The organism is Rathayibacter sp. AY1D5 (assembly GCF_002932515.1).
Lineage (GTDB): Bacteria > Actinomycetota > Actinomycetes > Actinomycetales > Microbacteriaceae > Rathayibacter.
Genome location: NZ_PSVU01000001.1, coordinates 149,815 through 163,256, shown reverse-complemented (window position 1 = coordinate 163,256; position 13,442 = coordinate 149,815). Strand labels below are relative to the sequence as shown.

The following is a 13,442-nucleotide window of genomic DNA, read 5'->3' as shown; positions in this document are numbered from 1 at the left end:
CAGTGCGATTCCAGGTTCGGGGCACGGGAATCGCTAGGCTGACGGAGGTGCCCGCGCGCGGCTCGTCATCCGAGCCCCGGATCCGCGGATCCGCACCGCTTCATGAGAGTGATGTCTCGGGCACGATCTGCCCCCAGAGAGAGGTCGAGGGTGACTGTTAACGATCAGGACCCGTATTCCGTCGGTCACGTGGACTCGGACCCCGAGGAAACGTCGGAGTGGAACGAGTCGCTCGATGCGCTCGTCGAGGAGCGGGGCCGGGGTCGCGGGCGCGACGTCATGCTCAGCCTCCTCAAGCGCTCCAAGGAGCTCCACCTCGGCGTGCCGATGGTGCCCACCACGGACTACATCAACACCATCGCGCCCGAGAACGAGCCCGACTTCCCGGGCGACGAGGACGTCGAGCGCCGCTACCGCGCGTGGATCCGCTGGAACGCGGCCATCCTCGTGCACCGCGCGCAGCGTCCCGGCATCGGGGTCGGCGGCCACATCTCGACGTACGCGTCGAGCGCCTCGCTGTACGAGGTCGGCTTCAACCACTTCTTCCGCGGCCAGGACCACCCGGGCGGCGGCGACCAGGTCTTCATCCAGGGCCACGCCTCCCCCGGCCCGTACGCGCGCGCCTTCCTCGAGGGACGCCTGAGCGAGCACCAGCTCGACGGCTTCCGCCAGGAGAAGTCGCACCGGGGCGGCGGGCTCTCCAGCTACCCGCACCCGCGGCTCATGCCGGAGTTCTGGCAGTTCCCGACCGTGTCGATGGGCCTCGGCCCGATCAACGCGATCTACCAGGCGCAGGCGAACAAGTACCTCACCAACCGCGGCATCAAGGACGCCTCCGACCAGCAGGTCTGGGCGTTCCTCGGCGACGGCGAGATGGACGAGGTCGAGTCGCGCGGTCAGCTCCAGGTCGCCGCGAACGACGGCCTCGACAACCTGAACTTCATCGTCAACTGCAACCTCCAGCGCCTCGACGGACCCGTCCGCGGCAACGGCAAGATCGTGCAGGAGCTCGAGTCGTACTTCCGCGGCGCGGGCTGGAACGTCATCAAGCTCATCTGGGGCCGCGAGTGGGACGACCTGCTCGCCCGCGACACCGAGGGCGCGCTGCTCGACCTGATGAACAAGACGCCCGACGGCGACTTCCAGACCTACAAGACGGAGGACGGCGCCTACGTCCGCGAGAACTTCTTCGGCCGCGACCCGCGCGCCAAGAAGCTCGTCGAGGGCTACTCCGACGAGCAGATCTGGGGCCTGCGCCGCGGCGGCCACGACTACCGCAAGATCTACGCGGCCATGAAGGCCGCGACGGAGCACAAGGGCCAGCCCACCGTCATCCTCGCCCACACCATCAAGGGCTACGGTCTCGGCCGCAGCTTCGAGGGCCGCAACGCGACCCACCAGATGAAGAAGATGACGCTGGACAACCTCAAGTCGTTCCGCGACACCATGCGCATCCCGATCACGGACGCGCAGCTCGAGGAGAACCCCTACCTCCCGCCGTACTACCACCCCGGTCAGAACGACGAGGCGATCGAGTACCTGCAGGAGCGCCGCCGCGCGCTCGGCGGCTACCTCCCCGAGCGCCGCTCGAAGTACACGCAGCTGAACCTCCCCGAGGACTCGGCCTACGCGGTCGGCAAGAAGGGCTCCGGGACGCAGGAGATCGCCACCACCATGGCGTTCGTCCGCATCCTGAAGGACATCCTCCGCTCGAAGGACTTCGGCAACCGCGTCGTCCCGATCATCCCGGACGAGGCGCGCACCTTCGGCATGGACGCGTTCTTCCCGAACGCGAAGATCTACAACCCGCGCGGCCAGCACTACACGTCGGTCGACCGCGAGCTCCTCCTGGCCTACAAGGAGAGCCCGCAGGGCCAGATCCTCCACGTCGGCATCAACGAGGCGGGAGCCCTCGCGGCGTTCACCGCGATCGGCACCTCGTACTCGACGCAGGGCGAGCCGCTCATCCCGGTCTACGTCTTCTACTCGATGTTCGGGTTCCAGCGCACGGGCGACGCGATCTGGGCGGCCGGCGACATGATGTCGCGCGGCTTCATGATCGGCGCCACCGCGGGACGCACCACGCTGACCGGCGAGGGCCTCCAGCACGCGGACGGGCACTCCCCGATCCTCGCGGCGACCAACCCCGCCGTCGTGAGCTACGACCCGGCCTACGGGTACGAGATCGCGCACATCGTGCAGTCCGGTCTCGAGCGCATGTACGGCGGGAAGCACACCGACCCCAACGTCATGTACTACATCACGGTCTACAACGAGCCGATCGTGCAGCCGAAGGAGCCGGAGGACGTCGACGTCGAGGGCATCGTCCGCGGCATCCACCGCATCTCCTGGGGTCAGTGGGACGGGCCGAAGGCCCAGCTCCTCGCCTCGGGCGTTGCCGTGCCGTGGGCGATCGAGGCGCAGAAGCTCCTCGCCGAGGACTGGGGCGTCTCGGCGGACGTCTGGTCGGTCACCTCGTGGAACGAGCTGCGCCGCGACGGCATCAAGGCCGAGCAGCACAACTTCCTCCACCCCGAGGACGCCGAGCAGGTGCCGTACGTGACGCAGAAGCTGGCCGACGCGAAGGGCCCCTTCGTCGCCGTCTCGGACTTCTCGCACCAGGTCCCCGACCAGCTGCGCCAGTTCATCCCGGGCGACTTCGCGACGCTCGGCGCGGACGACTTCGGGTTCTCGGACACCCGTGCGGCGGCGCGGCGCTACTTCCAGATCGACGGCCCCTCGGTCGTCGTGCGGACGCTGCAGCTGCTCGCCAAGCGCGGCGAGGTCGACCCCTCGCTCGCCGTCCAGGCGATCGAGAAGTACCGCCTCCTCGACGTCAACGCCGGCACCACCGGCAACGCGGGCGGCGAGAGCTGACGGACGAGTCCGTGCTCTCGCAGGAACCCGCACCGTCGAGTGCGCGGGGTCCTGCTCCTGCGGCGGAGCGTCCGGCCACCCGGCCGGGCGCTCCCCGCACGAAGGAGCAGACCCTCGCCTGGCTGCGCACCCTCGCCGGTGAGCTCTCGACGCAGACGATCAAGCGCCTCGAGGACACGCTGCCCTGGTACGGCAGCATGCCCCCCGGTCGGCGCTCGGCGGTCGGCCTCGTCGCTCAGGCCGGCATCACCTCGTTCATCTCGTGGTTCGACGACCCGTCGGCCACGCCGTGGATCGCGGCGGACGTGTTCGGAGCCGCTCCCCGCGAGCTGCTGCGCTCCGTCTCGCTGACGCAGACGCTGCAGCTGATCAAGGTGACGGTCGAGGTCGTCGAGGACCGGATCAAGAACGGCGGGGAGGACCTCCGCGAGGCGATCCTCCTCTACTCGCGCGAGATCGCCTTCGCCGCGGCCGACGTCTACGCGCGCGCCGCCGAGGCCCGAGGCCTCTGGGACGCGCGCCTGGAGGCGCTGGTCGTCGACTCGATCCTCACGGGCGAGGCCGACGACGAGCTGCCCAGCCGGATCGCCGCCCTCGGCTGGCACGGCCACGGCGAGGTCGCCGTCCTGGTGGGCACCGCCCCCAAGATGCTCGACGTCGACCAGCTGCGCCGCACGGCCCGGCACATGGACGCCGACGTGCTGATCGGCGTGCAGGGCAGCCGGCTCGTCCTGGTCATCGGCCGCGCCGAGCCGAGCGAGAACGCCACGGAGGAGACCGGCCCGCCGGTCGCGTTCCTCGAGATCGCGGAGGCGCTCGAGCCCGGCTTCGGAACGGGCCACCTCGTCCTCGGCCACGAGGTGCCGACCCTGGTCGAGGCGTCCCGCAGCGCCCGCGCGGCCCTCGCCGGCTTCGCGGTCGCCCGCTCCTGGCGGAACGCGCCGCGACCGGTCAACGCCGACGACCTCCTTCCCGAGCGCGCCCTCGCCGGCGACCCGCTCGCCCGCCAGAGCCTCATCACGCAGATCTACCGGCCCCTGCAGAAGCACTCGACCGAGCTGCTGACCACGCTGTGGGCCTACCTCGACAACGGCCGCTCCCTCGAGGCGACCGCCCGCGAGCTGTTCGTGCACCCGAACACGGTGCGCTACCGCCTCAAGCGGGTCGCCGAGGTGATCGGCTGGGACGCGACGGGCGCCCGCGAGGCGCTCATCCTCCAGTCCGCCCTCATCCTCGGCTCCATGAGCGACCCGGACGGCGCCGTCCGCCGGAAGCCGTCCCGACGCTGAGGCCCTCCGCTCGCCGAACCCCTCCCGCCCCAGAACACTTGTAGACCCGCGACAAGCTCTTTGTGCTTTGTCAGTGGCTCCACGCGCCGCACGTGCGAGCGCAGATCGGAAGACTGGATACCGTGATCGTCGTCGTCGCCCCGGGTCAGGGCTCCCAGACCCCCGGATTCCTCGCCCCCTGGCTCGAGATCCCCTCCGTGGCCGAGCAGGTCGCCGCGCACTCGGAGGCGGTCGGCATCGACCTCGCCGCGCACGGCACCGTCTCGGACGCGGACACCATCCGCAACACCGCGGTCGCCCAGCCCCTGATCGTCTCCGCGGGACTCGTGAGCCTCGCCGCCCTCCTCGAGGGCGGACGGCGCGAGCGCATCGCGGGCATCGCCGGCCACTCCGTCGGCGAGATCACCGCGGCCGCCGGAGCCGGGGTCCTCACCGAGGCCGACGCGCTGGTGTTCGTCCGCGAGCGCGCCCGTGCCATGGCCGCTGCGGCCGCCGCCGAGCCGACCGCGATGAGCGCGGTCCTCGGCGGCGACGAGCAGGCCCTGATCGCCCGTCTCGACGAGCTCGGCCTCGAGCCGGCCAACTACAACGGCGGCGGGCAGATCGTCGTCGCCGGCGCGGTCGACGCGCTCGAGGCGCTCAAGGCGGAGCCGCTCCGCGGGACCCGCGTGATCCCCCTGCAGGTGGCCGGCGCCTTCCACACCCGCTACATGGCGCCCGCCCGCGACTCCCTCGCCGGCGTCGCCGCCGGGCTGACCCCCTCCGACCCGACGCTCCGGCTCTGGACGAACCGCGACGGGTCGGTCGTCGACTCCGGTGCCGCGTTCCTCGAGCTGCTCGTCGGCCAGGTCGCCTCCCCCGTCCGCTGGGACCTCTGCATGGCGGCCTTCGCCGACGCGGGCGTCACCGGGATCATCGAGCTGGCACCCGCCGGCGCGCTGGTCGGCCTCGCCAAGCGCGGCCTCAAGGGCATGCCGAGCATCGCCATCACGACCCCCGACGACGTGGACGCCGCCCGCGCCTTCCTCGACGAGCACGCCGCCTAGCAGGAGAGACCCCATGACGACCCCTTCCCTCACCCAGTCCAGCGGCAGCGCCTACACCCGGATCCTCGGCATCGGCGCGGCCCGCGGCGACCTCGTCGTCCCGAACGACGACCTGATCGAGCCGATCAACTCCTCCGACGAGTGGATCCGCCAGCGCACCGGCATCATCGAGCGCCGCAGGGCCTCCGCCGACATCCACGCGGTCGACCTCGCGACCACCGCCTCCCTCGAGGCGATCGAGAAGGCGGGCATCCGCCCGGACCAGATCGGCGTCGTGCTCGTCTCCACGATCAGCAACACCGTGCAGACCCCGTCGCTGGCTGCGCTCCTCGCGGACCGCATCGGGGCGAACCCCGCCCCGGCGTACGACATCTCGGCCGCCTGCGCCGGCTACACCTACGGCATCGCCCAGGCCGATTCCTTCATCCGCTCCGGCCTGGCCGAGTACGTGCTCGTCGTCGGAGCCGAGAAGCTGTCCGAGCTGGTCAAGTCGACCGACCGCAGCATCTCCTTCCTCCTGGGCGACGGCGCGGGCGCCGCGGTCGTCGGCCCCAGCGACACCGCCGGCATCTCGAAGACCGTCTGGGGATCCGACGGCTCCAAGTGGGACACCGTCGGCATGGACAACCCGCTCGCGGCCTACCGCGACGGCACCGCCGAATGGCCCACCCTCCGCCAGGACGGCCCGTCGGTCTTCCGCTGGGCGGTCTGGGAGATGGCCAAGGTCGCCAAGCAGGCGCTCGCGGAGGCGGGCGTCCAGCCCGAGGACCTCGCCGCGTTCATCCCCCACCAGGCGAACATGCGCATCATCGACGAGCTCGCGAAGCAGTTGAAGCTCCCCGAGACCGTCGCTATCGGCCGCGACATCGAGACCACCGGCAACACCTCCGCCGCGTCGATCCCGCTCGCCACCCACCGCCTGCTCGAGGAGCACCCGGAGCTGCACGGCGGACTCGCGCTGCAGATCGGCTTCGGCGCCGGACTGGTGTTCGGCGCGCAGGTCGTGGTGCTCCCGTGACCGGCGCGACCCCACCCCTAAACTGACCTACGGTCACTGACGAACACCCGAAGAACCCCCAAGGAGAGAACCATGGCACTGTCCAACGAAGAAGTCCTCGCCGGCCTGGCCGAGCTTGTCAACGACGAGACGGGCATCGCCACCGACTCCGTCGAGATGGACAAGTCGTTCACCGACGACCTCGACATCGACTCCATCTCGATGATGACCATCGTCGTCAACGCCGAGGAGAAGTTCGACGTGAAGATCCCCGACGACGAGGTCAAGAACCTCAAGACGGTCGGCGACGCGGTCCGCTTCATCGTCAAGGCGTCCGAGTAGTCGTCGCCCGCGCACCCCGTCCTCGTGGCGGACACCCCGGCCGGCGATCGTCGGCCGGGGTGAGCCCGGCACCCACCCACACGGAACAGAGAAGCTCGTCATGACCAAGAAGATCGTCGTCACCGGAATCGGTGCCAGCACTCCCCTCGGCGGGACCGCCCGGGAGTCCTGGAACGCACTCCTCGCCGGCGAATCAGGCGTCCGCTCCCTCGAGCAGGACTGGGTCGCCCAGTACGACATCCCGGTCACCTTCGCCGCCCAGGCCAAGGTCCGCCCGGAGGAGGTGCTCTCCCGCCCGGAGGCGAAGCGCCTCGACCCCTCCAGCCAGTTCGCGCTCATCTCGGCCCGCGAGGCCTGGGCCGACTCCGGCATCACCGACGTCGACCCGCTCCGCGTGGGCGTCGACTACTCGACCGGCATCGGCGGCCTCTGGACCCTCGTCGACGCGTGGGACACCCTCCGCGAGCGCGGTCCCCGCCGGGTCCTCCCGATGACCATCCCGATGCTCATGCCCAACGCGGCCGCCGCCGCGATCAGCATGGCCATCCCCTCCCGCGCCTACGCCCGCACCGACGTGTCGGCCTGCGCCTCCAGCACCGAGGCCCTCGCGAACGCCTACGAGCACATGCAGCTCGGCCTCGCCGACGTGGTCGTCGCCGGCGGCACGGAGTCGGTCGTCCACCCGCTCCCGATCGCCGCCTTCGCGTCGATGCAGGCCCTCTCGCGCCGCAACGACGACCCGGCGACCGCCTCGCGCCCCTACGACGTCTCCCGCGACGGCTTCGTCCTCGGAGAAGGCGCCGCGACGCTCATCCTCGAGACCGAGGAGCACGCCCTCGCCCGCGGAGCCCGCATCTACGCGGAGCTCGCCGGCGGCGCCGTCACCAGCGACTCGTACCACATCACGGCGCCGGACCCCGAGGGCTCCGCCGCCGCCCGCGCCATGATCGGCGCCCTCGAGCAGGCCGGAGCCGCGCTCACCGACGTCACCCACGTCAACGCCCACGCGACGAGCACCCCGGTCGGCGACATCGCCGAGTACCGCGCCCTGCTGCGCGTCTTCGGCGACCACCTCCCGAACATCGCCGTCTCCGCGACCAAGGCGTCCACCGGCCACCTCCTCGGCGGCACCGGCGCGCTCGAGGCCATCTTCACCGTGCTCGCCCTCCACGTGCGCACCGCACCCCCCACCATCAACCTCTTCGAGCAGGACCCCCAGATCCCCCTCGACGTCGTCACCAGCCCCCGCGCCCTCGGCGACGGACCGCTGGTCGCCATCTCGAACTCGTTCGGGTTCGGGGGGCACAATGCTGTTGCCGCTTTCCGGACGGTGTAGCGGGGCGTAGCCCCGCTCCACCGTGCAGAAAGCGGGCTGCGCCGCTCCTTGCGCGGCGCAGGCGCGTCCGCTGGGGAGGGGGGCGGGGTTCCCGAGGGCCGGTGCGGTGCGGCGACGGTGATCCGCTGGAACGCGGATCCCCGGATACGCCTCGTGCCGCGAGGGAGCTGCGCCGCCGTCTGGTGCGGGCTGGTGAGCACGCGGTGCTGGTGGGGGCGCGGGCTTCGCCGCGACTCGGGTCGGATGATCGGATCAACGAAGCTGTCCGGGTGGGAGCGCGGGCTTCGCCGCGACTCGCGTCGGATACTCCGATCGCGGAAGCTGTCCGGGTGGGAGCGCGGGCTTCGCCGCGGCTCGGGTAGAAAGCTTCGGTTCAAGCAGCTGTGCTCGAGGGGAGCGCGGGCTTCGCCGCGACTCGGGTCGGATGCTCGGATCAGGGCGGCTTCGCTCGTGGGGAGCGTGCGACTCGCCAATACTCGGACCGTCGGTGTCGTGCGCGACAGAGGTGCGGGCGGCTCCACGAGTCTTCCGACGCCCTCCGCCGGAACGCGGTGCTCCGCCGACCGTCTGGTCGACGTGCCAGCGAGCGGCAACCGTGAGGCGACGACGCGACTTCGAGGCGGACCTCTGCCGGAACGGGGGTCCGCTGGCCGCCTGGTTCAGGGGTGCGGGAGCGAGCGGCCCCCGCGAGGCGTATCCGCCGATCCGCGTGCCAGCGGATCGGCGTCGCCGGACGCCGGCCGCTCCACGGAACCCGACCACCCGACCGAGCCGACTGCGCGACGCCGCGCGAGGAGCGGCGTCGAATGAGCTCAGCCGACCCCGTGCATCCAGACGACGGGGGCGAAGTCGCCGCCGTAGCGGAAGGGCTCGAGCTCGTCCTCCCAGGCCTGGCCGAGGGCGAGGCGCAACTCGCGGTGCAGCTCGATGGGGTCGGCGCCGGCGAGCTCCATGGCGGAGCGGATGCGGTCCTCGGGCACGACGGTGTTGCCCGCGCTGTCGGTCTGGGCGTAGAAGATTCCGAGCTCGGGCGTGTGCATCCAGCGGCCGCCGTCGACGCCGGGCGAGGGCTCCTCGGTGACCTCGTAGCGGACATCGGCCCAGCCGCGGAGAGCGGACGCGACGACGGCACCGGTTCCGACCGGGCCCTCCCAGGCGAACTCGGCGCGCAGTGTGCTGCGGAGCACGGGCTGCTCGATCCAGGCGAAGTTCACGGCACGACCAAGGGCGCGACCTGTCCCCCACTCGAGGTGGGGGCAGAGCGCGCGGGGGGCGGAGTGCACGAAGAGCACACCCCGAGTCTGCTGCGCCACCATGGTGTCCTCCGTTCGTCCCGGTGCGTCTTCCCCAACGACCCGGACCACGGAACACTCTGCGGTGCGCCTTCTTCGATTATGACGGTGGACGTGCCACCACGCCCGATCATGCAGGAGCGGCGGACCTCCGTCAAGGCGGCTCGCCGCGCCTGCTCGACCGGCCGGGGGCGGCTCCTGCCTATACTCAGGTCGTCCGCGCCGCCGGACGCCGCACACCGCCAGACGCCCGCCGGGAGGAGCACCGTGTCCGTCCGCGACGGCCTGCTCGCCCTGCTCACGCTCGGCCCCGCCTACGGCCTCCAGCTGCACGCCGAGCTCCTCGACCGTGCCGCGCACCGGCCCCGGGTCAACGTCGGCCAGATCTACTCGACGCTCGAGCGCCTGCGCGAGCGGGGTCTCGTCGTCTCGGCCGGGTCCACCGACGACGGCCTCCCCCTGCACGCGCTCACCAGCGAGGGCCGCGCGGAGGCGGCCGCCTGGCTGACGGGTGACGGAGCGTCCCCGGAGGAGGACTGGGACGACGTCCTCGACCGCGTGCTGCTGGCCTCGAGCCTGTCCGGCGCCGACCTCGCCGCCGTCCTCGACGCGTACGAGAGCTCGCTGCCCGCCACCGCCGACGAGCAGGCGGAAGAGGAGGACGCGCACCCGCAGCGCCGCCTCGCCGCGATCGCCGCCGGCGTGCGGGAGGAGGCCCTGCGGCGCCTCCTCGAGGCCGCCCGCGACGAGCTCACGGGCGACGGGCCGGGACGGGGCGTCCGCGGATACGCTCTCGAGCGTCCCCGCCGGGGCCGTCGAGCCTCGAGCTAGGACGAGACAGGCGCGGGTGCCGTCGCCTAGGGTGGTTCGCATGTCCCGCACCCCCCTCGGTCTCCGCGTCCCCTCCCGGGCGCGCCGGCGCCTCGTCGCCGCCGGAGCGGGCACGGTCCTCGTCCTGTGCGCCGCCCTCGCCGCCCCGCTCTCCGCGTCCGCCGCCTACGACCCGTCCGACTACCCCTCGTGGTCCGATGTCGAGGCCGCGAAGTCGAGCGAGAGCGCCACCGCCGCCGAGGTCGACCGCATCACCGCCTTCCTCGCCGACCTGCGCGACCAGGCCGCCGCCCTCACCGACGCCGCCATCAGCCGGGCCGCCGAGGCGGACGCCGCGCAGAGCGCTCTCGACGAGGCGACCCAGCGCGTGAGCGCCCTGGAGGAGCGCGCCTCCGCCGCCCGCTCGGACGCCGACGCAGCGAAGGAGCAGGCCGGCCGTCTCGCCGCGCAGCTCTACCGCAACGGCGGGACCGATGCGACGCTCAACCTCCTCATCGGCGGCGACGAGTCGAGCGAGCTGCTCTACCGCCTCGGCACCATGACGCAGCTCACCCAGCAGACCAGCCGGCTCCAGACCGCGGCGCAGTCGACCGAGAACCAGGCCGTCTCCCTCGCCGCTCAGGCCGAGCAGGCCCGGGGCGAGCGCGTCTCCCTCGCCACCGCCGCGGCCGACGCGCTCTCGGTCGCCCGCTCCGCTCAGGCCGAGGCCGACGCCAAGGTCGCCGACCAGGAGAAGTACAGCCAGGAGCTCTACACCCAGCTCGCCTCGCTCAAGAACACCACCGCCGAGATCGAGCGGGAGTACGCCGACGGCCAGGACGCGAAGTCGGCGTTCGAGGAGCAGCAGCGCCTCTCCCGCCTCGCCGCCGAGGCCGAGGCCGCCCGCCAGCGCGCCGCGTCGGCTCCCGCCGCGGCCGCTGCTCCGGCAGCGCCCTCCAACAGCGGAGGTGGCGGAGGCGGCCCGGTCGAACTCGGCGACGACGACCCGACCGGCGCGCGCAACAGCTCCGCCAAGACCATCGCCGCCCTCGGCACCTACGCCGGACGCACGGACGGCCTCTCCCCCGCGCAGGCCCAGGCCTACGCCCGCACCGCTGTCGGCCGCTTCGGCTGGGGCGCCGACCAGGTCGACCGGTGCCTCATCCCGCTGTGGAACGGCGAGTCGGGGTGGCGCTGGAACGCGCTGAACCGCTCCTCCGGCGCCTACGGCATCCCGCAGGCCCTCCCGGCGAGCAAGATGGCCAACTCGGGAGCCGACTACCAGACGAACGCGGCGACGCAGGTCGACTGGGGGCTCTCGTACATCAAGAGCGCCTACGGCTCGCCCTGCAACGCGTGGTCGAGCTGGAACAACCGCTCGCCGCACTGGTACTGATCCCGCGTCTCACTTCGCCTGGTCGTAGGAGTCGACGACGGCGACGGTGACCGGGAAGTCGACCTCGCCCTCTCCGAAGAGCGAGCGTCCGGCGCGCACCGCCGCCTCGCGGACGATCGCGGCGACCCGCTCGCCGACGTCGGCGGGAGCGTGCACGATCACCTCGTCGTGCAGGAAGTAGACGAGGTGCGCCCGGCCGACCGTGCCACCCTCGGCGCGCAGTCGCGCCCGCAGCTCGCCCATCCAGCAGAGCGCCCACTCGGCCGCGGTCCCCTGCACCACGAAGTTGCGGGTGAAGCGTCCCCACTCGCGCGCTCGCGCCGCATCGGCCGAGAGCCCCTCGGGGCCCGGAGGCGAGCTGCGCCCGAGCCACGTCGAGACGCTCTCGCCGCGCTCCCCCGCCCGAGCCGCCGCCTCGACGTGCGCGACCGAGCGCGGGTAGGCACGGGCGAGCCTCGGGAGCAGCCGTCCGGCCTCCCCGCTCGTCGCCCCGTACATCGCCCCCAGCATCGCGACCTTCGCCCGCGGCCGGTCGGGGACCACGCCGGCGTCGACGATGCCCTGGTAGAGGTCGCGGCCCCGCCCGGCGGCGGCCATGGCCGAGTCGCCCGAGAGCGCGGCGAGGATGCGCGGCTCGAGCTGCGCGGCATCCGCGACCACGAGGCTCCAGCCCGGATCCGCGGTGACCGCGGCGCGGATCTGCCGCGGCAGCTGCAGCGCCCCTCCGCCCGAGGTCGCCCAGCGGCCGGTGACGACGCCGCCCACCACGTACTCCGGCCGGAACCGGCCGTCGCGCACCCACGCGTCGAGCCACGCCCAGCCGTTGGCGGTGAGCAGCCGGGAGAGCTTCTTGTACTCCAGGAGGGGCGGCACCGCGGGGTGCTCGAGGGACTGCAGCTCCCAGGAGCGCGTCGACTCGACCGGCAGCCCCGCGCGCCGCAGCGCCTTGAGGAGCTCGGCCGGCGAGTCGGGATTGAGCTCGGGCGCGCCGAGCTCGTCGCGCAGACGGACGGCCAGCGCCTCCAGCAGGGCCGGGCGGCCGCCGAAGAGCGGGCGGGGGCCGAGCATCCCGGTGAGCACCCGGTCGTGCACATCGGCGCGCCACGGCAGCCCCGCGTGGGCGATCTCGCGAGCGATCAGGGCGCCGACGGACTCGGCGGCGAGCAGCAGGCGGAGCCGGCCGGCCTCGGCGACGCCGGAGAGCGCCTCCTCCTGCCGGGCCAGCTCGAGGACGGGGTCGAGCTCGTCGGAGCCGCCCGCCGCCTCCTCGAACCCGATCAGCGTGTCCTGCGCGGCGGGGGCCGCGGCTCCCGCGTCCCACGGGTCGAGGGGCGAGCGCGCGAGAGCCGATGCGGCGGCGGAGACCGAGCGGCGGAGGATCGCGCGGGCCAGCCGGAGGTCGTGGCACCGGGCGACGACCACGCCGGCCGACAGCAGTGCGGGGTACCAGCGCGCGGTGTCGTCCCAGACCCAGCGCGGGCGCTCCGGCTCCCGCTCCCGGACGAACGCCGCCAGCTCGGCCGGGCCCCTGCCGCTCCCGGCCTCGGCGCCGCCGACGGGGTCGACCGCCCGCCACGCCCCCGTGGGGCCGCCGACGAGTGCGAGGAGCATCGGGCCATTCTCCCCCGTGGCGGACACGGAGGCCGCCGTCGCGGGGACGGCCGGGCCCCCTCTCGCTGAAGGAGTCACGGCGACGGCCGCGAGGGCGGGTAGCCGGGGAAGGGCTTCTCCTGCGCCGTCGGCGGCTGATGGGCCCACAGGGCGGCCGCGATGGTGTCCATCGAGCGGGAGTAGCCCACGAGCGTCCGCCTCTCCGGCTCCGCCGCCCAGGTCACCGCGCGGAACCAGGTCTCGCGGTACGGGCCGGTCTCGATGCGGCGCACCAGGCCGATCCGGCCGGTGCGCAGGGCGTCGACCATCACCCACTCGTCCTGCCCGCTGCTGCGCAGCATCTGGAGCGGACTCCACTCGATCATCGCGCCTCCCACCGGTCGATCCGCGGCCGTGGCGAGCACGAGCGCCGCGGCGTACACTCGCAGACTATCGAACACATGTTC

11 protein-coding genes are annotated in these 13,442 nt (G+C 72.7%); 8 read left to right on the top strand and 3 right to left on the bottom strand.

Annotated features, from left to right (window positions below; genetic code table 11):
• Positions 1 to 150 precede the first annotated feature (150 nt).
• The 6 genes from aceE to C5C82_RS00715 all read left to right on the top strand — a co-directional run bounded on the left by aceE (position 151) and on the right by C5C82_RS00715 (position 7,887).
• Complete coding sequence (aceE, locus tag C5C82_RS00740; RefSeq protein ID WP_104247522.1) at positions 151 to 2,877, top strand: pyruvate dehydrogenase (acetyl-transferring), homodimeric type; 2,727 nt, start codon at positions 151 to 153, stop codon at positions 2,875 to 2,877.
• A 122-nt stretch (positions 2,878 to 2,999) separates the two neighbouring features.
• Positions 3,000 to 4,166, top strand: coding sequence for a CdaR family transcriptional regulator (locus tag C5C82_RS00735; RefSeq protein ID WP_181027189.1), 1,167 nt, complete (start codon positions 3,000 to 3,002; stop codon positions 4,164 to 4,166).
• Positions 4,167 to 4,288: 122 nt separating this feature from the next.
• The gene (locus C5C82_RS00730; RefSeq protein ID WP_104354461.1) at positions 4,289 to 5,212 is read left to right on the top strand and encodes an ACP S-malonyltransferase; all 924 of its coding nucleotides are present in this window, start codon (positions 4,289 to 4,291) and stop codon (positions 5,210 to 5,212) included.
• Between the two features lie 13 nt (positions 5,213 to 5,225).
• Complete coding sequence (locus C5C82_RS00725) at positions 5,226 to 6,230, top strand: beta-ketoacyl-ACP synthase III (protein WP_104223464.1); 1,005 nt, start codon at positions 5,226 to 5,228, stop codon at positions 6,228 to 6,230.
• 72 nt (positions 6,231 to 6,302) lie between these two features.
• Entirely contained in the window at positions 6,303 to 6,551 is a 249-nt protein-coding gene (locus tag C5C82_RS00720) for an acyl carrier protein (RefSeq protein WP_104223463.1), read from the top strand.
• A 100-nt stretch (positions 6,552 to 6,651) separates the two neighbouring features.
• Entirely contained in the window at positions 6,652 to 7,887 is a 1,236-nt protein-coding gene (locus C5C82_RS00715) for a beta-ketoacyl synthase (protein WP_104295895.1), read from the top strand.
• An 812-nt stretch (positions 7,888 to 8,699) separates the two neighbouring features.
• On the opposite strand, the gene C5C82_RS00710 is transcribed toward C5C82_RS00715, so the two are convergent.
• Positions 8,700 to 9,203 carry a DUF3145 domain-containing protein gene (locus C5C82_RS00710; RefSeq protein ID WP_104295894.1) on the bottom strand — a complete coding sequence of 168 codons (504 nt, stop codon included), beginning with the start codon at positions 9,201 to 9,203 and terminating at the stop codon, positions 8,700 to 8,702.
• Between the two features lie 243 nt (positions 9,204 to 9,446).
• Between C5C82_RS00710 and C5C82_RS00705 the strand changes: the two genes are divergently transcribed.
• Both C5C82_RS00705 and C5C82_RS00700 read left to right on the top strand, forming a co-directional pair.
• Complete coding sequence (locus C5C82_RS00705; RefSeq protein WP_181067942.1) at positions 9,447 to 10,010, top strand: PadR family transcriptional regulator; 564 nt, start codon at positions 9,447 to 9,449, stop codon at positions 10,008 to 10,010.
• A gap of 40 nt (positions 10,011 to 10,050) precedes the next feature.
• Positions 10,051 to 11,385, top strand: coding sequence for a hypothetical protein (locus C5C82_RS00700; RefSeq protein WP_104269256.1), 1,335 nt, complete (start codon positions 10,051 to 10,053; stop codon positions 11,383 to 11,385).
• Between the two features lie 9 nt (positions 11,386 to 11,394).
• Here the strand turns inward: C5C82_RS00700 and C5C82_RS00695 are convergent, their stop codons facing one another.
• The gene (locus tag C5C82_RS00695; protein ID WP_104295892.1) at positions 11,395 to 12,996 is read right to left on the bottom strand and encodes a bifunctional 3'-5' exonuclease/DNA polymerase; all 1,602 of its coding nucleotides are present in this window, start codon (positions 12,994 to 12,996) and stop codon (positions 11,395 to 11,397) included.
• Between the two features lie 74 nt (positions 12,997 to 13,070).
• Positions 13,071 to 13,361 carry a hypothetical protein gene (locus C5C82_RS00690; protein WP_146076962.1) on the bottom strand — a complete coding sequence of 97 codons (291 nt, stop codon included), beginning with the start codon at positions 13,359 to 13,361 and terminating at the stop codon, positions 13,071 to 13,073.
• Positions 13,362 to 13,442 lie beyond the last annotated feature (81 nt).